The organism is Kribbella sp. NPDC004536 (assembly GCF_042873835.1).
Lineage (GTDB): Bacteria > Actinomycetota > Actinomycetes > Propionibacteriales > Kribbellaceae > Kribbella.
In genome coordinates, this window is record NZ_JBIALY010000003.1 from 782265 (window position 1) to 799740 (window position 17476).

The window sequence follows — 17476 nt, forward strand, 5'->3', positions numbered from 1 at the left end:
TTGTTTAGTCGGCTACACAAAGAATTTAGCCGACTAATAAACTCGACGCAAGCCCGGTTTCAGGAACACATGTGCTGACAGTTATCGTTTGACAGCGCATTGTTATCTCGAAGCGGCGGGGGTTCGCTCATGAAGAAGGCTGTTCTGGCTGTGGTCACGGCTGGTGCCGTGGTTGCCGCGGCGCTGGTTCCGTCCGGGCCGAGCGTGCAGGCGGCGACGGAGGCGCGGAGTGAGCCGCGGGGGTTCGGGTCGGCGTTGTCGTCGGTGCAGTCGGCGAGCTGGCAGACGAACGCGAGTGTGAACGCGCTCGCCGTCGCGGGCGACCTGGTGTTCGCGGGCGGTCTGTTCACGCGCGTCCGCCCGCCGGGCAAGGCGCGGGGCGTGAACGACGCGGCGCGGAAGTACTTCGCGGTGTTCAATCGGACCACCGGCGTACCGACGCGGTTCGCGCCGAGCGTGAACGGCCCGGTGTGGAGTGTCGCCACGTCGCCGGACGGCAAGCGGGTCGTGATCGGTGGCGACTTCACCGTCGTCGACGGTGCCGCCCGATCGCGGGTGGCGATGTTCGACGTTGCCACCGGCAAGCTCGTCGCCGGCTGGGACCCGGTCGTGAACTACCGCGTCGCCGCGCTGAAGATCACCGGCAACACGGTCTACCTGGGCGGCTCGTTCGGCTCCGTCGACAAGGTCGCTCGCACCCGGATCGCCGCCGTCACCCTGAGCACCGGCGCGCTGCTGCCGTTCAACCCTCGCGCGGACGACGACGTACATGCGATCGAGACGTCGACCGACGGTACGCGCGTCTTCGTCGGCGGCGGATTCACCCACATCGGCGGTCGCTCGCAGCACGCTCTCGCGATGCTCAACACCTCCGGCGCGGTGCTGTCGATGCCGGCCGCGGCCGCGATCCCGGAGAAGTCGGACGAGTGCGACAGCCGCGTCAAGGACCTGGAAGTCCAAGGAAACAAGGTGTTCGCGTCGAACGCCGGCACCAACAGCGTGGGCTGCTACGACGGGGTGCTTGCCGCCAGCATCCAAACCGGTAAGCTGCTCTGGCAGAGCAAGTGCCTGGGGGCGACCGAGGCGATCGCTGCCATCGGCAACTGGTTGTACAAGGGCTCGCACGCACACGACTGCAGCGCCGACGGTGAGTTTCCCGACAAGACGGGCATGCACCACCTGCTGGTCTACAGCACGATCACCGGCAAGCTCGGCCCGTGGAACCCGAACACCGACGCCGGCGGTACGACGCTGGTCGGCCCGCTCGCGTTCGCGACCGGAGGCAACGACCTGTGGGCCGGCGGCGACTTCACCAAGGTCAACGGCGCACCGCAGGAGGGACTGACCCGGTTCACGAACGTACCGGGTGGTGCCGCACCGGCCCGGCCCGCGGCACCGAAGGTCGCGAGCGCGCGGCCGAACAAGGTGACGATCGCCTTCACGACAGTGCTCGACCGCGACAACATGACACTGACGTACTTCGTCTACCGTGGCAGCGCCCGCATCGGCACCTGGTCCCGTACGTCCAACTCCTGGACGAAGCCGACCGTCACCTCGATCACCGACGCCGGCCTGACCAGCGGCCAGACCCTCTCCTACCGCGTAGAGGTCAGCGATGGCCGCAACGTCACCAAGAGCCCCGCGGCGACCGTCAGGGTTCGCTGACCAGCGATAATCGTCGGGTGACGGGTCCCGAGCAGTTGGCAGTGGTCGGCGCGGGGCTCGGTGCGGGGATTCTCACCTCGACGGTCGGGGTCGCGTCGTTGTTGAGTTTTCCGGTGCTGATCGCGCTGGGGATTCCGCCGGTGGTTGCGAACGCGTCGAACACGCTTGGACTGTTGCCGGGCGCGTTGAGTGGTGCCTTCGGGTACCGGCGGGAGCTTCGTGAGGTGCCGCGTCGCCAGGTCGTCATCGTCGTACTGGTGTGCGCGGTCGGGGCAGTCGGCGGCGCCGCGTTGCTGCTGGCGCTCCCGTCGAAGGTGTTCGCGTCCGCGGCGCCCTGGCTGATCCTGTTCACCTGCCTGATCGTCGGGGTCCAGCCGTGGATCTCCCGGTGGCTCCGCGCCCGCAGCGACCATCCCCACGATCTCCGCCGGTCGATGTCCCCGGCAACAATTCTCGGCACCACGCTGACCGGCGTGTACGGGGGCTACTTCGGCGCAGGTGCCGGCGTGATGATGATGGCCGTCCTGGGCATCGGGCTCGACCTCGAGCTCCGGGTGGTCAACGGCCTCAAAACCCTTGCGCTGCTGGCCGCCAACCTGGTGGCGGGCATCATCTTCCTGTTCGTCGCCGACCTCAATCTGCAGGCGGCCGCCCTACTCGCGGCCGGATCGATCGTCGGCGGCTACGCCGGCGCCCACATCGGCCGCCGCCTCCCCGCCACCTTCCTCCGCGTCCTGATCGTCCTCGCCGGCGTCACCGCCGCCGTACTGATGCTCTAGACGTGCTGCGCGATCGCCCCGGCTGCGATCACGAGGCAGACGAAGGCGTTGACGTACGGATGGCTGGCGAGGATCGCGACGAATTCCCGGATTGTTGCTGTCGGCCAGTAGTACGCGGCGGTGGGGGAACCGACGACCTGGCCGTTGACGCGGGCCTTGCGGGCGGTGAGCGCGGCGCGGAAGGCGTGGAAGTTGTTCGTGACGATCAAGCAGCGGTACGCGGGCCGTAGGTCGACCATCAGGTCGCGGCTGAAGGTCAGGTTCTCCCAGGTGCTCGTCGACTTGTCCTCGCGGACGATCTGGTCGTCCGGGACACCCCGCTCGACGAGGTACGCCGCCATCGCGTGCGACTCGGGTACGTCCTCACCCGGCCCCTGTCCGCCCGATGTCACGATTCGCGGCGAGCGCCCTTTCCGCAGCGCACGCTCGTACACCTGCTTGGCCCGATCGAGCCGGCTCGCCAGCAGCGGCGGGACCCGCGACCCGATCAATCCGGAACCCAGTACGACGACGAAGTCGACCTTCCGGGACGAGCGGACCCGGCTGTAGAAGAACGCGTACACCAGGAAGCAGAGGAAGAGGAACGAGATGTAGGTCAGTACGCCGAGCAGCACCGAGCGTACGGCGGCCAGCGGCTCCCAGCCGATCTTCTGCACCAGCAGGCTGAAGATCACGAATCCGAAGATCCCGAGGCCGACCAGCAACGAGAGCAGGTTCGACAGCCGGCGGCGTTCGCGGCGCAGCATCGTGATGCCGTTGACCACCAGGAACACCGCGAGGACGGCGATCGCCACCGGGATCGCGATCACGATCGCCCAGACCAGCGCGACCGCGACCGGTTTGCTGATCGTCTCGACCGCGAAGATCACGCCGAGCCCGGCGAACATCAGCGTCAGGACCAGGAAGATCCCGTTCTTGAACAGCCGCCGGTCGCGCAGGAAGCTGACGCCGAAGATCAGGAACCAGAAGGCAGCGATGCCGAACGAGATGACCATCGGGCGTCATCAAACCACGCTCGGTCGCGGAGGTGGGGGAGGCTCGATGTGTGGCCGATGTGTGGCCGATGTGTGGACGGCCGGAGGCCGATCCGGCCACGGTGTGCGAGGCTGCGGGCATGACGACGAACTGGGCCGGAAACGTCGAGTTTGCGAGCGAACTGCAGCAACCCCGCACGGTCGGCGAACTGCAGGAACTGGTCGCCCGATCCGGGAAGCTGCGCGTGCTCGGCACCGGGCATTCCTTCAACCGGATCGCGGACACGACCGGCACGCTGGTCAGCGTGCAGGAGCTGCCGCAGGTGATCGAGGTCGGGGAGCGGGGCGTGACGGTCTCGGCCGGAACGCGGTACGGCGAGATCACCGCCGCGCTACAGGCCCAGGGCCTCGCGCTGCACAATCTCGGGTCGCTCCCGCACATCTCGGTGGCCGGCGCCTGCTCGACCGGTACGCACGGTTCGGGCGACACGAACGGCCCGCTCGCGGACGCGGTCAACGCGATCACGTTCGTGAACGCCGGCGGCGAGCTCGTCACGCTCACCCGCGACGACCCGGACTTCGCGGGCTCGATCGTCTCGCTCGGTGCGCTCGGCGTCACGGTCAGCCTCACGCTCGACGTCCAGCCGTCGTACCAGATCAGCCAGGTCGTGTACGACGCGCTGCCGGTCGATCGTCTGCAGTCGGACTTCGCGGACGTGATGGGCAGCGCGTACAGCGTCAGCGCGTTCACCGACTGGGTGGACCCGGACGTGATGGTGTGGCGCAAGCGCCGCGAGCTGACCGACCCCGACCCGGAGTGGCTCGGCGCGCGGCTCGCGGACGGTGCCCGGCACCCGATCAAGGTGATGCCGGCCGGCTACGCGACCCAGCAGGGCGGCGTACCCGGTCCGTGGAACGAGCGGCTGCCGCACTTCCGGCTCGAGTTCACCCCGAGCAACGGCGACGAGCTGCAGTCGGAGTACTTCGTACCGCGCGCCCGGGCGGCCGAGGCGATCGAGGTCCTGCGTGGCCTCGGCAAGCGGTTCGCCCCGGTGATCCAGGTGTCCGAGGTCCGTACGGTCGCCGCCGACGACCTGTGGCTGAGCCCGAGCCAGGGCCGCGACACGGTCGCCCTGCACTTCACCTGGATCCAGGACGAGGCCGCGGTCCGCCCGGTCGTCGCCGAACTCGAGGAGGCGCTCGCCCCGCTGGACACCCGTCCGCACTGGGGCAAGGTGTTCGCTGCGGACGCGGCGACCCTCGCGGAGCGCTACCCGAAGGTGAAGGACTTCATCGCGCTCGCGGCGCAGTACGACCCGGCCGGCAAGTTCCGCAACGAGTACCTGGACACGTTCCTGCCCTTATAGCTGGTGGATGTCCTCGAGGGTCGAGGTGATCGTCCAGAGCAGGTTGCGGACGACCCGCCGGTCCTCGGGGGACAGGTTGGCGAGCGCGCGCCGTCCGGCCCGGTCGTAGACCTCCTGGATCGTGTGCGCGAGCTCGACGCCGCGGTCGGTCAGCTCGATGCCGACCTGCCGCGCGTCGGTCGCACTCTTCACCCGCCGGACCAGGCCCGCGGCCTCCATCCGCTGCGTGGTCCTGGTCGCGGTCGGCACCTCGACGTCGAGCACCTTCGCGAGCCTTGCCACCGGCAACGACCCGTGGTGCAGCAGCTTGGCCAGCACCAGCTCCTGGCCGGTGTGCAGCTCGGTCCCGGCCAGCTCCTCCGCGACCGCCTTCCGGGCCGCCCGCTCGGCGAACCGGAGCGCGATCAGTACGTCGGCCTCGTCCGCGGGCGCGTCCGGCGACCAGTCGTCGCTCACGTGTGGCTCCGCGGGCGGAACGGGTTGCGGGCGTCGTAGTCGCCGATGTACTCGGTCGGGATCGCGGGCTCGCCGCGGCTCAGCTGGCTGGCGTAGCGGGGGAGTTCGTCGCGGACCTTCTCGTGGTGCGCCTGCGACTCGGCGGGCGTCGTACGGCCGATGATCTTGCCGGCCTCGACCAGTGGTTTCAGTAGTACGCGGTCGTCGCCGTCGTCGACCGGCTGCTCGCCGACGCCGATCAGCTCGAGCTCGGCGACCCCGGCCGCGGACCGGCGGCGCAGCGCCCACTTGCGGCCGCCGATCGAGATCTTGTCCGGGCTCTTCTTCGCCACCGGGACCAGGTCGCCGCTCGCGTCCGCGCGGGCGACCAGCTTGTACACGAACCCGCAGGTCGGGTAGCCCGAGCCGGTGACCAGCGACGTACCGACGCCGTAGCCGTCCACCGGCGCCGGGGCCAGCGCGGCGATCTGGAACTCGTCCAGGTCGCTGGTCACGATGATCCGGGTCCGCGTCGCGCCGAGCGAGTCGAGCTGCTCGCGGACCTGCGCGGCCAGCGACGGCAGGTCGCCGGAGTCGAGCCGGACGGCGCCGAGCTCCGGACCGGTCAGCTCGATCGCGGCCCGGACCGCCGCGGCGACGTCGTAGGTGTCGACGAGCAGCGTCGTACCCTTCCCGAGCGCGTCGACCTGGGAGCGGAACGCGTCCTGCTCCCGGTCGTGCAGCAGCGTGAACGAATGCGCCGCCGTACCGGTGCTGGGGATGCCGTACCGGCGGGCCGCCTCCAGGTTCGAGGTGGCGCCGAAGCCGGCGATGTACGCCGCCAGCGCCGACGCGACCGCGGCCTCCTCGTGGGTCCGCCGGGAGCCCATCTCGATACAGGGCCGCCCACCGGCCCACCACGTCATCCGGGAGGCCGCCGAGGCGACCGCGGAGTCGTGGTTCAGGATCGACAAGAAAACGGTTTCCAGGAGGACTGCCTCGGCGAACGACGACTCCACCACCAGCACCGGCGACCCCGGGAAGAAGATCTCGCCGTCGGCGTAACCGGAGATGTCGCCGGTGAACCGGTAGCCCGCCAGCCAGTCCCGGGTAGCCTGGTCGACGATGCCGCGATCGGCCAGGAAGGCGATCGTCTGCTCGTCGAACCGGAACTGCTCGAGCGCGTCCAGCAGCCGGTTGACGCCGGCGACCACGCCGTACCGGCGGCCGTCGGGCAGCCGGCGGGCGAACAGCTCGAACACCGAGCGGCGCTCCGCCGTGCCGTCGGCCAGCGCGGCCTGCAGCATGGTCAGCTCGTAGTGGTCGGTCAGGAGTGCCGTCGAATGGGTCACCGTGTTGGTCACAGAGGCAGCCTATTGCGAAGCCGGAACCGATGATGGAGAGAATGGACAGGTGAGCACCGCACCGAGCGAGCTGGAGAGCCCCGAGGTCGACGAGGCGATCGAGCTGAGCCCACCCTGGGTGACGATCGTCTGGAACGATCCGGTCAACCTGATGGACTACGTCACGTTCGTGTTCCAGCAGTACTTCGGCTACTCCAAGTCGAAGGCGGAGAAGCTGATGCTGCAGGTGCATCAGGAGGGCAAGTCGGCGGTGTCGAACGGCAACAGGGAAGCGATGGAACGCGACGTGGAAGCGATGCACTCCTACGGCCTGTGGGCCACCTGCGAGAAGTCGTGACGCGGTTCCGCAAGCGCCGCAAGACCGTCGTGGTCAGCTTCGCCGAGCACGAGGCCGACATCCTGGCGAACCTGCTCCGGAACCTGGTCGAGCTGCTGTACGACGGCCTGCCGCCGCGGACCACCGCGTCCGCGGACCCGCTCGAGGCGTTGCTCAGCGACAACGACGGTCCGACCTCGCCGCCCGAGGACGTCGTACTGCAGCGGCTGCTGCCGGACGCGTACAAGCAGGACGACATGGCGTCGGCGGAGTTCCGCCGGTTCACCGAGCGCGGGCTGCGCGAGGGCAAGGTCACCGACGCGAAGCGGGTGCTGTCCGCGCTGGAGGAGTCCGGCGCCGACGAGATCGCGCTCGAACCGGACGAGCAGCTGTCCTGGTTGCGCGCACTGAACGACCTGCGGCTGGCGATCGGGACGCGCCTCGACATCAAGGACGAGGACGACTACGCCACCTGGGAGAAACTCGACGAGGACGATCCGCGCCGGCTGACGTACGACCTCTACGACTGGCTCGGCTACCTCCAGTCCGCCCTGCTCCACAACATGCGCTGACCTCTAGGGTTGGCGGTATGGAGACGCGGCGGCTCGGGCGGACCGGGCGGGATGTTGGTGTGGTCGGGCTCGGGGCGTGGCAGCTCGGGGCGGACTGGGGCTCGGTGGACGAGAGCGACGCGCTCGCCGTACTGCACGCAGCAGTCGACGGTGGCGTGACGTTCATCGATACCGCAGATGTGTACGGCGACGGGCGGTCGGAGCGGCTGGTCGGTCAGGTGCTGAAGTCGGCCGAGGGGCTGACGGTGGCGACCAAGATGGGGCGCCGGGTCGAGCAGGTGCCATCCAATTACACCTTGGAGAACTTCCGCGCCTGGAACGACCGCTCGCGGCGGAACCTGGGCGTCGACACGATCGACCTGGTCCAGCTGCACTGCCCGCCGACCTCCGTCTACTCGAACGAGGCGGTCTTCGACGCGCTCGACGCGATGGTCGACGAGGGCCGGATCGCGGCGTACGGCGTCAGTGTCGAGACCTGCGCCGAGGCGCTGACCGCGATCGCCCGCCCGAACGTGGCGACCGTCCAGATCATCCTGAACGCGTTCCGCCTGAAGCCCCTCGACGAGGTCCTCCCCGCGGCCCGCGCGGCCGGTGTCGGCATCATCGCGCGCGTCCCGCTGGCCAGCGGGCTGTTGTCGGGGAAGTACGACGAGCACACGACGTTCGGCGCGGACGACCACCGCACGTACAACCGCCACGGCGAGGCGTTCGACGTCGGCGAGACGTTCTCCGGCGTCGACTTCGGCACCGGCCTGGAAGCCGTCCGCCGCCTGATGCCCTGGCTCCCGGCCGGCGCCACGATGGCCCAGTTCGCCCTCCGCTGGATCCTCGACCAGCCGGGCGTCTCGGTCGTCATCCCCGGCGCCCGCAACCCGTCCCAGGTAGCCGGCAACCTGGCCGCCGCCGACCTCGAGCCGCTCACCGCCGACCGGTTGGACGCGGTCCGGGCGATCTACGACGACCTGATCAGGCCGCACATCCACGACCGCTGGTAACGCACTGTCCGCATTGTGGACCGACTCCGTGGTTGGCGGGGCCGCCCGTCACGCCGCCGTACCGTGGAGGCGTGCTGGTCATCGAGAAGGCGACGTACGACGCGATCGTGGCGCATGCCCGGAAGGATCATCCGGACGAGGCGTGTGGGGTCGTGGCGGGGGCGGAGGGGTCGGACCGGGCTACCCGGTTCGTGCCGATGCTGAACGCTGCCATGTCGCCGACGTTCTACGAGTTCGACTCCGGTGACCTGCTCCGGCTCTACAAGGAGCTGGACGAGCGCGACGAGGAGCCGGTGGTGATCTACCACTCGCACACCGCCACCGAGGCGTACCCGTCGCGGACCGACATCAACCTCGCCCAGGAGCCGGGTGCGCACTACGTCCTGGTGTCGACCCGGGACGGCGCCCACGACGCGGCGTACGACGGACCGGTCGAGTTCCGGTCGTACCGGATCGTCGACGGCGAGGTCACGGAAGAAGAAGTACGCGTGGTTGGTTCCTATACAGAAACCCCTGAAGGAGAAGACTGAGATGGCGATCGAGCTGCGCGTGCCGACGATCCTGCGCACCTACACCGGCGGGGCCAAGGCGGTCACCGGTGCCGGTTCCGACCTGGCCCAGTTCATCGACGACGTGAACGGCAACCACCCGGGCCTGAAGGAGCGGATCGTCGAGGGCGACCCCGAGGAGCTGCGCCGGTTCGTGAACGTCTACGTGAACGACGAGGACGTCCGCTTCACCGGCGGCCTGAAGACCGAGGTCAAGGACGGCGACGTGGTCGTCGTACTGCCCGCGGTCGCCGGCGGCTGATCATGCGCTTCGACAGTCTGCTGGACTCGGTCGGCGGTACGCCGCTGGTCGGGCTGCCCAAGCTGTCGCCTTCGGCCGACGTCCGGCTCTGGGCGAAGCTCGAGGACCGCAACCCGACCGGTTCGATCAAGGACCGGGCCGCGCTGCGGATGCTGCTCGACGCCGAGAAGGACGGCCGGCTCCGCCCGGGCAACACGATCCTCGAACCGACGTCCGGCAACACCGGCATCTCGCTCGCGATGGCGGCCAAGCTGCGCGGGTACCGGATGGTCTGCGTGATGCCGGAGAACACTTCCGCGGAGCGCCGGCAGATCCTGCGGATGTGGGGCGTGGAGATCATCTCGTCGCCGGCCGCGGGTGGGTCCAACGAAGCGGTCCGGGTCGCCAAGCAGGTCGCGGAGGAGCACCCGGACTGGGTGATGCTCTACCAGTACGGCAACCCGTCGAACGCGCTCGCGCACTACGACGGCACCGCACGGGAGATCCTCGACGACCTGCCCTCGGTCACGCACTTCGTCGCCGGCCTCGGTACGACCGGCACGCTGATGGGCGCCGGCCGGTTCTTCCGCGAGCACAAGCCCGGCGTGAAGATCGTCGCCGCCGAGCCGCGGTACGGCGAACTCGTCTACGGCCTGCGCAACCTCGACGAGGGCTTCGTGCCGGAGCTGTACGACCCGGCGCTGATCGACGCGCGCTTCTCGGTCGGGCCGCGGGACGCGGTCCGCCGGGTCCGCGAACTGCTCGACAACGAGGGGATCTTCGCAGGCATCTCGTCCGGCGCGATCCTGCACGCGGCGCTCGGCCAGGCGGCCAAGTGTGTCCGCGAGGGCGAGCCGGCAGACATCGCGTTCGTGGTCGCGGACGGCGGCTGGAAGTACCTGTCCACCGGCGCGTACGAAGGCACCGTCGACGAGGCGGAGGACCGCCTCGAAGGTCAGTTGTGGGCTTGAGGCAACGTTACGGTTCCTTGAACAGGACCCGGCGGCCGAGTCGTGGGTGGACCCCACGTCCCTTGCAGCTGTTGCAGGGGCGCTGGGCGTAGCTGAAGAGGCTGCCGTGGTGCCGGCCGGCACCTTTGCACCTGTTGCACTTGGCATTCGGGTGCAGCGTCAGCGAGACGACGTACAGTGCGACGATCGCCATCAGCAGCAACAGCAGCAGGCCGGTCGGCCCGATGGACGAGGCGACGCTCGCGGCTGTGCTGTTGTTCGACTCCGGAGGTTTCGGAGTTGGTGCGGGGGTGGCGACGAACGCCACCGCGAGGTGATGCATCAGGTCCATGGCATCACGAGGGGCGGTCCAGCAAACATCGCTCCAGAGTGGCGCGCATCACGCGAAAACGCAATTCCATAACGTAAAGATGTGGACAACCTCGGCGTGTCGTTGCCGACGGTTAGGTAAGGCTGCACTTCTGATCTGCCCGGTCGCGGACCTGTATAAGCTTTTCCCGTGGCTGACGCACCGGTGGGGATCTTCGACTCAGGTTTCGGGGGACTCACCGTCGCCCGCGCGGTGCTCGACCAGTTGCCGCACGAACCGATCCTGTATCTCGGCGACACCGCCCGGCAGCCGTACGGGCCGAAGCCGATCGCCGAGGTCCGCGAGTACGCGCTGGAGTGCCTCGACCATCTCGTCGACGCCGGCGTGAAGATGCTGGTGATCGCCTGCAACTCCGCGAGCGCCGCGATGCTGCGGGACGCCCGCGAGCGCTACGACGTACCCGTCGTCGAGGTGATCCTGCCGGCCGCGCGCCGGGCCGTCGCCGCGACCCGGAACCAGCGCGTCGGCGTGATCTGTACGAAGGCGACGGCTCAATCGCTTGCTTACGAAGACGGTTTCGCCGCCGCGCCGCAGGTGGAGCTGTTCACGCACGCGTGCCCGAAGTTCGTCGACTTCGTCGAGTCGGGCGTGACGTCCGGGCCGGAGCTGCTCGAGGCCGCCCACGAGTACCTGGATCCGCTGGTCGAGGCCGGCGTCGACACGTTGATCCTCGGCTGCACGCACTACCCGTTGCTCACCGGCGTGATCTCGTACGTGATGGGCGACAACGTCACACTGGTCAGCAGCGCGGAGGAGTGCGCCAAGGACGTGTATTCCGTACTCACCAAGGCGAACCTGTTGCGCCCCGACCATCTGCCGGTGCCGGAGCACCGCTTCGTCACCACGGGAAACCCGGCCGAGTTCGCGGCGATCGGCTCGCGCTTCCTCGGGCCGGCACTCGCCGATGTCGACCAGTTCGCATGGGTCCGCTGATCGTGTGACCCAGGTCGCACCGACCGTTGTCCAGGGCACCGGTCGTCCTGCGCGGGGCGCGACTCGCCGGTAGGGTTCGAAGTATGAAGCTCACCGTGATCGGTTGCTCCGGGTCCGTACCCGGGCCGGACTCGGCCGCCTCGAGCTATCTCGTCACCGCCGCCGGGTTCAACCTGGTGCTGGACCTCGGCAGTGGTGCGCTCGGTTCGCTCCAACGGCATCTCGCGGTGCCTGACATCGGCGCGATCGGCCTGTCCCACCTGCATCCTGACCACTGCATGGATCTGTGCGGGCTCTACGTCGCGGCGCGCTACGCGCCCGGTTCGCCGATCCCGCGGATCCCGGTCTTCGGCCCGCCCGGGACGGCGGAACGGATGGCGCTGGCCTACGACCTGCCGCTGGATCCGGGGATGGAGGAGGAGCTGGAATTCCATGCCTGGCAAGAGGTTCAGCAGGTCGGGCCGTTCACCGTGCGGACCGCGCCGATGGTGCACCCGGTGCCGGCGTACGCGATCCGGGTCGAGTACGGCAACAAGTCGCTCGTCTACACCGGCGACACCGGCCCGAACGACGCGCTGATCGAACTCGCCCGCGGCGCCGACATGCTGCTGTCCGAGGCCGCGCTCCCGGACAACGACCCGCACAACCCGCTCGACCTGCACCTCACCCCGTCCGACGCCGGCGAACACGCGAAGAAGGCCGGCGTGAAGCGACTCGTGATAACCCACGTCCCCCCGTGGTACGACCGCGTAACCCAAGCCGAGAACGCCCGCCGAACCTTCCCCGGCCCGGTCGAGATCGCCACCCCCCATGCCATTTTCGACATCTGACGGCGTCCGGCTGTGGACCACGTCGTCCGGTACGGCGACGGCGCGTCCGCCGGTGGTGATCCTGCACGGCGGGCCGGGGCTCTGGGACGACCACGCCGTACTCGCGGAGATGATCGACGACCTGACCGTCGTATACCGGTTCGACCAGCGCGGGTGCGGCCGGTCCGGGCCGTCGGACGTGCAGTCGATGCAGCGGTCGGCGCAGGACATCGACGAGTTGCGTGCGTACTTCGGGCATGAGCGGATCGTTGTCCTCGGCCACTCGTTCGGCGCGTCGCTGGCGATGGCGTACGCGGCGGCGTACGGCGATCACGTGGCGGGTGTTGTGTACTTCGACGGTGTCGGGGTCGGCGACTGGCGGCCGGCGTACGACGAGGAACGCGCGCGGCGGAGCACGCCGGAGCAGGATGCGCGGCTGGACGAGCTGACGGGTCGGCCGCGGACGTGGGCCGAGGAAGTCGAGTTCCGTGCGCTGTCCTGGTTCACCGACCACGCGGACCGCGAACGCGCGATGGAGTGGGCGTACGCGAGCGCATCCGTCGACCTCCCGATCAACTTCGCCGCCAACCGCGCCCTGGGCGCGGCCGGCCACGCGACCGACGACGAACTGAAGGCACGAGCGGCGACGATCCAGGCGCCCGTCACGTTCATCCACGGCGCCCAAGACCCACGCCCGTCCTGGGCCGTCCGCGACCTCGCCGACCACGTCCCGAACCACACCTTCCACCTGATCCCGGCTGCCGGCCACGACCCGTGGCTCGAACAGCCCCACGTCCGGGAGGTACTCCGCAGCGCCATCGGCTAGACAGATCGCAATTCTGAGATCTACTCTCAAATTAGAGGTGATCTCAGAAAGGTGTTGTCATGGTGGATCCACGGCGGTGGTGGGCTCTGGGGGCGATGTCGGTCAGCCTGATCGTGATCGGGTTGGACCTGACCGTGCTGAACGTCGCGTTGCCGACGTTGGCGACCGATCTGAAGGCGTCGACGAGCCAGCTGCAGTGGTTCGCGAACGCGTACACGCTGGTGCTGGCGTCGCTGCTGTTGCCGGCCGGGCTGCTCGGGGACCGGTTCGGGCCGAAGCGGCTGATGCTCGGGGCGCTGCTGGTGTTCGGGCTGGCGTCGGCGGCGTGTGCGTTCGCGAAGACACCAGGGCAGCTGATCGCGGGGCGCGCGGCGCTCGGGATCGGGTCGGCGTTCCTGATCCCGCTGTCGATGTCGTTGCTGAACCTCCTGTTCGCGCCCGAGGAGCGGCAGCGGGCGATGACGATCTGGCTGATGGCGAACTCGATCGGCATCCCGCTCGGGCCGGTGCTCGGCGGCTGGCTGCTCGACCACTACCGCTGGGGTTCGGTGTTCCTGATCAACCTGCCGCTGGTTGCGATCGGACTGGTTGCCGTTGCGGTACTGATTCCGAGGACGGCCGGCCACCGGTCGCGGCGGATCGACCTACCGGGGATCCTGCTGACCGCGGCCGGGTTGGTCGCGTTGACGTACGGCTTCATCGCGGCGGGGGAGCACGGGTGGGGATCGGCGTGGACGCTCGGCGGGATCGCGGTCGGTCTGCTGTTCCTGGTGGCGTTCTGGGCGTGGGCCCGGCGGACGGTGGATCCGTTGATCGAGCTGTCCTTGTTCCGGTCGGCCGGGTTCACCTGGGGCACGGTGCTCGCGACGCTGGCGGCGTTCGCGCTGGTCGGGTTGCTGTTCGTACTGCCGCAGTTGTTCCAGGCTGTTCAAGGTGCGGACGCGTTCCAGGCTGGGCTGCGGTTGTTGCCGATCATCGGCGGGATGCTGATCGGCGCGAAGGTCGCGGAGCGACTGGTCGAGAAGGCCGGTGCCCGGGTGTCGGTCGTGATCGGGTTCGGGCTGATGCTGGCGGGACTGGCGCTCGGGGCGTTCACGAAGGCCGGTGACGGGTACGGGTTCACCGCGATCTGGGTCAGCCTGGTCGGGGTCAGCATCGGCTTCACGCTGCCGCCGATGAACGGGCTCGCACTTGCGGCGCTGCCGCTCGACCGGAGCGGTTCGGGTTCGGCGTTGATCCAGGCGTTCCGGCAGGTCGGCGGCACCCTCGGGGTCGCGATCCTCGGTACGGTGCTCAATGCCGCCTACCGCAGTCACCTGGACGTTACTGGTCTCCCGCCAGCGGCGGCGCACGTCGCGCGGGACAGCGCGTCCGCGGCGATCGCGCTCGGTTCGCCCGAGCTCACCCGGTCCGCGCGGGCAGCGTTCGTGCACGGGATGGACGTGACGCTGTGGGCATGCAGCGGGCTCGCGGTGGTGTCGATCGTGCTCGCGCTGACGTTCCTGCCACGCCGTACCGCGGTGATCGCGTCAGAAACGGTCACAATCAAGGCATGAGCGGTTTGCGTGAACGGAAGAAGGCGAAGACCCGGGCCGCGATCCAGGAGCATGCACTGCGGCTGTTCCGGGACCAGGGGTACGCGGAGACGACGGTCCAGGAGATCGCCGACGCCGCCGAGATCTCGCCGGCCACGTTCTTCCGGTACTTCCCGACGAAGGAGGACACGATCGTCCTGGACCGGCTCGATCCGCTGATGATCGAGTTGTTCCGCGGTCAGCCGCCCGAGCTGCCTCCGACCGAGGCGCTCCGGACGGCGATCCGGCAGAGCCTCGGTGCGCTGTCCGAGGACGAATGGGCGCTGGAGTCCGAACGCCAGAAGCTGGTCATGAACGCCCCCGAACTCCGCGTCCGGATGCTCGACCAGTTGTACGCCGGCATCGACCTGCTGGCCGAGCTCGCCGCCGAACGCACCGGCCGTTCGCCCGACGACTTCGCCGTCCGCGCCTGGGCCGGCGGGGTCGTCGGCCTGATGATGGCGACCTACCGGCTGCTGGCGGTCGAATCCCCGCTCCCGGAGTATCTCGCAACGATGGACAGAGCCTTCGACCAACTGGCGGCCGGACTCCCGCTGGGGCCTCACGCCACTTGAGCGTCGACGGGCTCCAGGACCGGGTCACCGGGCCGGAGGCCGAACGCGGCGGCCGCGGAGCCGCCGCGGATGACGAGTTCGGTGAACCCGGTACCGGAGCTGCCCGGGACGATGCCCGGGGTGTTCCGCGGTACGGCGGTCAGGTGCGGATAGCACGTCACGTCGACGAGTGTCGTACTACCGTCATCGTTGCGCTGGGCAACAGACAGGGTGGTTCCGGGGATCAGGCCGAGGTCGCGGTCCAGCTTGCAGTTGCCGAAGTTGTCGACGTGCGCGACCACCGGTTCGGTGCGGACCAGTTCCGGTACGGCGGTCTCGGTCGCGGGGACGATCCGCCCGTCGGCGACCCATTTCGCCAGCAACGGCAGGTACCACAGGCTGCGGAACTGCGTACCGGCGATCTTCTCCACGCCGGCCGGGTCGAACCCGGCAGCCGTCACCGCCTCGCGGATGTCGGTGACGTGGACCTTCTCGACGCCGAGCTCCCGACGGACCAGCGACAACACGCGCGCGTTGAACGTACTCACGACCAGGTGCTTGCCGTACGAGAAGAAGCAGAACGGCACGCCGTTCGGCCAGACGCCGTCGCGGGGCGCGATGTTCAGCAGCGTGATCGTCGGATGGCCTTCTTCGCCGAGCAGCTCCAGCGAGATCAGGCAGTCGAGCAGCGTGAGCGCGGCGAACGACTCCGGATCGGGCCCGTCGGCGGCGACGATCGTCGGCGCCTGGCCGAACAGTGCGCCGATCCGGGTGCTGAGTCTGGCGCGGGCGTTACCGTCGTGACAGTCGGTGATGTACGTGATCATGTGGCACTCCAAGGTGGTTCGCAGCGGTCTCGGTCCAAAACGAAAGAGGCCCCCGACATCGGGGGCCTCTCGCTGCAAGCACACGTGCCTACGCCGCTGAAGTCCTCCCGCATCGAGGGCTCAGCATTCGCATCGCGGCGTACCTGGTCACGTTCACGAGCGTAGCACCCTCAGCGCGTCTGCCCGTTGTCGAAGTACGCGATCAGGGCCGGGTCCAGCGCCGGGATGTCCTGCGGTACGCCGTTCGCCCGCAGCGACTGGGTCGCCGCGTAACCGGCCGCGACCGCGGCCCGGGCCGCGATCGGGGACGTCAGCGTCGCGCCACCGTCGCGGACGAACTTCACGAACTCGGCCACCAGGTGCGGGTCGGCGCCACCGTGGTTCTCGCTGTCGCCCTCGATCTCGACGACCACGTCGGCGTCCTCGCGATACCCGGAGCGACGGCTGTTCCACACCTTGACCACGCCGCCGGGACCGTCACCGAAGTTCTCCAGCCGGCCGTGCGTGCCGATCACCGTGTAGTTGCGCCAGTAGTCAGGCGTGTAGTGACACTGCTCGTAGGTGAGGAAGACGCCGTTGTCGAGCAGCAGGTTCGCCATCGACAGGTCCTCGACGTCCATCACCGGCGCCAGGCCCTTCTGCTCCAGCGGCGGCCAGTTGTCGTTCGACACGAAGTCCTTGAACCGCTGGCCGGAGCGGTCCTGCCGGTCGGTGATCCCGCCGTACAGCGTGAGCGCGCCCATCGCGTTCACCCGGGTCGTGTAGCCACCGGCCAGCCAGTGCATCACGTCGATGTCGTGGGCACCCTTCTGCAGCAGCAGTCCGGTGGTCCGGCTGCGGTCCGCGTGCCAGTCCTTGAAGTAGAAGTCGCCGCCGTGGCCGACGAAGTGCCGGCACCAGATCGCCTTCACGTCGCCGATCGCACCGTCCTGGATCAGCTTGCGCATCGTCAGTACGACGGGCATGTGGCGCATGTTGTGGCCGACGTACAGCCGCGAGCCGGAGTCGTACGCGGCCTGCAGCACGCGGTCGCAGCCCTCGGTGGTGATCGCGAGCGGCTTCTCCACGAACACGTTGATGCCGGCCTGGAGGAAGTCGATCGCGGGGTCCTCGTGCAGGTCGTCGGGCGTGGTCAGGAACACGCCGTCGAGCTTCTGGTCGAGCAGGTCGGTGTGGTCGGCGTACCCGGTCGCCTCCGGGTACAGCTCGAGGGCCGCGTCCCGCTGCGGCGCGGACGGGTCGGCCAGGGCCACGACCTCGGAGCCCTCGCCGGGACGGTGCGCGTACTGCGCGATACGGCTGCGGGCGCCGAGCCCCACGACGCCAAACCGAAGATCAGTCATACCAGGCAACTCC

Annotated in this window: 20 protein-coding genes; 14 read left to right on the top strand and 6 right to left on the bottom strand. The window is 68.9% G+C overall.

What is annotated here, in order from left to right; genetic code table 11:
- The first annotated feature begins 129 nt into the window (after positions 1-129).
- Both ACFYRU_RS29020 and ACFYRU_RS29025 read left to right on the top strand, forming a co-directional pair.
- Positions 130-1665, top strand: a complete 1536-nt coding sequence (locus ACFYRU_RS29020) for a fibronectin type III domain-containing protein (protein WP_387664132.1) — start codon at positions 130-132, stop codon at positions 1663-1665.
- Between the two features lie 17 nt (positions 1666-1682).
- A complete protein-coding gene (locus ACFYRU_RS29025) occupies positions 1683-2444 on the top strand; it encodes a sulfite exporter TauE/SafE family protein (protein WP_387664134.1) in 762 nt (253 codons plus the stop codon).
- Here the strand turns inward: ACFYRU_RS29025 and ACFYRU_RS29030 are convergent.
- Positions 2441-3439, bottom strand: coding sequence for a YdcF family protein (locus ACFYRU_RS29030; protein WP_387664136.1), 999 nt, complete (start codon positions 3437-3439; stop codon positions 2441-2443). The genes ACFYRU_RS29025 and ACFYRU_RS29030 overlap by 4 nt on opposite strands.
- 119 nt (positions 3440-3558) lie before the next feature.
- On the opposite strand from ACFYRU_RS29030, the gene ACFYRU_RS29035 reads away from it, so the two are divergent.
- Positions 3559-4785 carry a D-arabinono-1,4-lactone oxidase gene (locus tag ACFYRU_RS29035; RefSeq protein WP_387664138.1) on the top strand — a complete coding sequence of 409 codons (1227 nt, stop codon included), beginning with the start codon at positions 3559-3561 and terminating at the stop codon, positions 4783-4785.
- Here the strand turns inward: ACFYRU_RS29035 and ACFYRU_RS29040 are convergent.
- Positions 4780-5241 carry a MarR family winged helix-turn-helix transcriptional regulator gene (locus ACFYRU_RS29040; protein ID WP_387664140.1) on the bottom strand — a complete coding sequence of 154 codons (462 nt, stop codon included), beginning with the start codon at positions 5239-5241 and terminating at the stop codon, positions 4780-4782. The two genes, ACFYRU_RS29035 and ACFYRU_RS29040, sit on opposite strands and share 6 nt — an antisense overlap.
- On the bottom strand, positions 5238-6527 hold the full coding sequence (locus ACFYRU_RS29045; RefSeq protein WP_387666032.1) for a nicotinate phosphoribosyltransferase: 1290 nt from the start codon (positions 6525-6527) through the stop codon (positions 5238-5240). Before ACFYRU_RS29045 ends, ACFYRU_RS29040 begins: the two co-directional genes overlap by 4 nt.
- A gap of 106 nt (positions 6528-6633) precedes the next feature.
- On the opposite strand from ACFYRU_RS29045, the gene clpS reads away from it, so the two are divergent.
- From clpS to ACFYRU_RS29075, 6 genes are all read left to right on the top strand, one after another.
- Positions 6634-6921, top strand: a complete 288-nt coding sequence (gene clpS / locus ACFYRU_RS29050; protein ID WP_387664142.1) for an ATP-dependent Clp protease adapter ClpS — start codon at positions 6634-6636, stop codon at positions 6919-6921.
- Positions 6918-7472, top strand: a complete 555-nt coding sequence (locus ACFYRU_RS29055; RefSeq protein WP_387664144.1) for a DUF2017 domain-containing protein — start codon at positions 6918-6920, stop codon at positions 7470-7472. The genes clpS and ACFYRU_RS29055 overlap by 4 nt, the downstream gene beginning before the upstream one ends.
- 17 nt (positions 7473-7489) lie before the next feature.
- Positions 7490-8467 carry an aldo/keto reductase gene (locus tag ACFYRU_RS29060; RefSeq protein ID WP_387664145.1) on the top strand — a complete coding sequence of 326 codons (978 nt, stop codon included), beginning with the start codon at positions 7490-7492 and terminating at the stop codon, positions 8465-8467.
- 71 nt (positions 8468-8538) lie between these two features.
- Entirely contained in the window at positions 8539-8997 is a 459-nt protein-coding gene (locus tag ACFYRU_RS29065; RefSeq protein ID WP_387664147.1) for a Mov34/MPN/PAD-1 family protein, read from the top strand.
- Position 8998: 1 nt separating this feature from the next.
- Positions 8999-9277, top strand: a complete 279-nt coding sequence (locus ACFYRU_RS29070; RefSeq protein WP_387664149.1) for a MoaD/ThiS family protein — start codon at positions 8999-9001, stop codon at positions 9275-9277.
- The gene (locus ACFYRU_RS29075; protein ID WP_387666034.1) at positions 9277-10227 is read left to right on the top strand and encodes a PLP-dependent cysteine synthase family protein; all 951 of its coding nucleotides are present in this window, start codon (positions 9277-9279) and stop codon (positions 10225-10227) included. The genes ACFYRU_RS29070 and ACFYRU_RS29075 overlap by 1 nt, the downstream gene beginning before the upstream one ends.
- A 7-nt stretch (positions 10228-10234) precedes the next feature.
- Here ACFYRU_RS29075 and ACFYRU_RS29080 read toward each other — a convergent pair whose 3' ends face one another.
- The gene (locus ACFYRU_RS29080; protein WP_387664151.1) at positions 10235-10558 is read right to left on the bottom strand and encodes a hypothetical protein; all 324 of its coding nucleotides are present in this window, start codon (positions 10556-10558) and stop codon (positions 10235-10237) included.
- Positions 10559-10726: 168 nt separating this feature from the next.
- On the opposite strand from ACFYRU_RS29080, the gene murI reads away from it, so the two are divergent.
- From murI to ACFYRU_RS29105, 5 genes are all read left to right on the top strand, one after another.
- Positions 10727-11530 carry a glutamate racemase gene (murI, locus tag ACFYRU_RS29085; protein WP_387664153.1) on the top strand — a complete coding sequence of 268 codons (804 nt, stop codon included), beginning with the start codon at positions 10727-10729 and terminating at the stop codon, positions 11528-11530.
- An 83-nt stretch (positions 11531-11613) separates the two neighbouring features.
- Positions 11614-12360 carry an MBL fold metallo-hydrolase gene (locus ACFYRU_RS29090; protein WP_387664155.1) on the top strand — a complete coding sequence of 249 codons (747 nt, stop codon included), beginning with the start codon at positions 11614-11616 and terminating at the stop codon, positions 12358-12360.
- Positions 12341-13165: an alpha/beta fold hydrolase gene (locus tag ACFYRU_RS29095; RefSeq protein WP_387664157.1), complete on the top strand. Its 825-nt coding sequence runs from the start codon at positions 12341-12343 to the stop codon at positions 13163-13165. The genes ACFYRU_RS29090 and ACFYRU_RS29095 overlap by 20 nt, the downstream gene beginning before the upstream one ends.
- Positions 13166-13224: 59 nt before the next feature.
- Positions 13225-14721, top strand: a complete 1497-nt coding sequence (locus ACFYRU_RS29100) for a DHA2 family efflux MFS transporter permease subunit (protein ID WP_387664159.1) — start codon at positions 13225-13227, stop codon at positions 14719-14721.
- Complete coding sequence (locus tag ACFYRU_RS29105; RefSeq protein WP_387664161.1) at positions 14718-15314, top strand: TetR family transcriptional regulator; 597 nt, start codon at positions 14718-14720, stop codon at positions 15312-15314. Before ACFYRU_RS29100 ends, ACFYRU_RS29105 begins: the two co-directional genes overlap by 4 nt.
- On the opposite strand, the gene ACFYRU_RS29110 is transcribed toward ACFYRU_RS29105, so the two are convergent.
- Together ACFYRU_RS29110 and ACFYRU_RS29115 are read right to left on the bottom strand one after the other, a co-directional pair.
- Complete coding sequence (locus ACFYRU_RS29110) at positions 15302-16120, bottom strand: SAM hydroxide adenosyltransferase (RefSeq protein WP_387664163.1); 819 nt, start codon at positions 16118-16120, stop codon at positions 15302-15304. The genes ACFYRU_RS29105 and ACFYRU_RS29110 overlap by 13 nt on opposite strands.
- 170 nt (positions 16121-16290) lie before the next feature.
- Complete coding sequence (locus tag ACFYRU_RS29115; RefSeq protein ID WP_387664165.1) at positions 16291-17463, bottom strand: Gfo/Idh/MocA family protein; 1173 nt, start codon at positions 17461-17463, stop codon at positions 16291-16293.
- Positions 17464-17476: the final 13 nt, after the last annotated feature.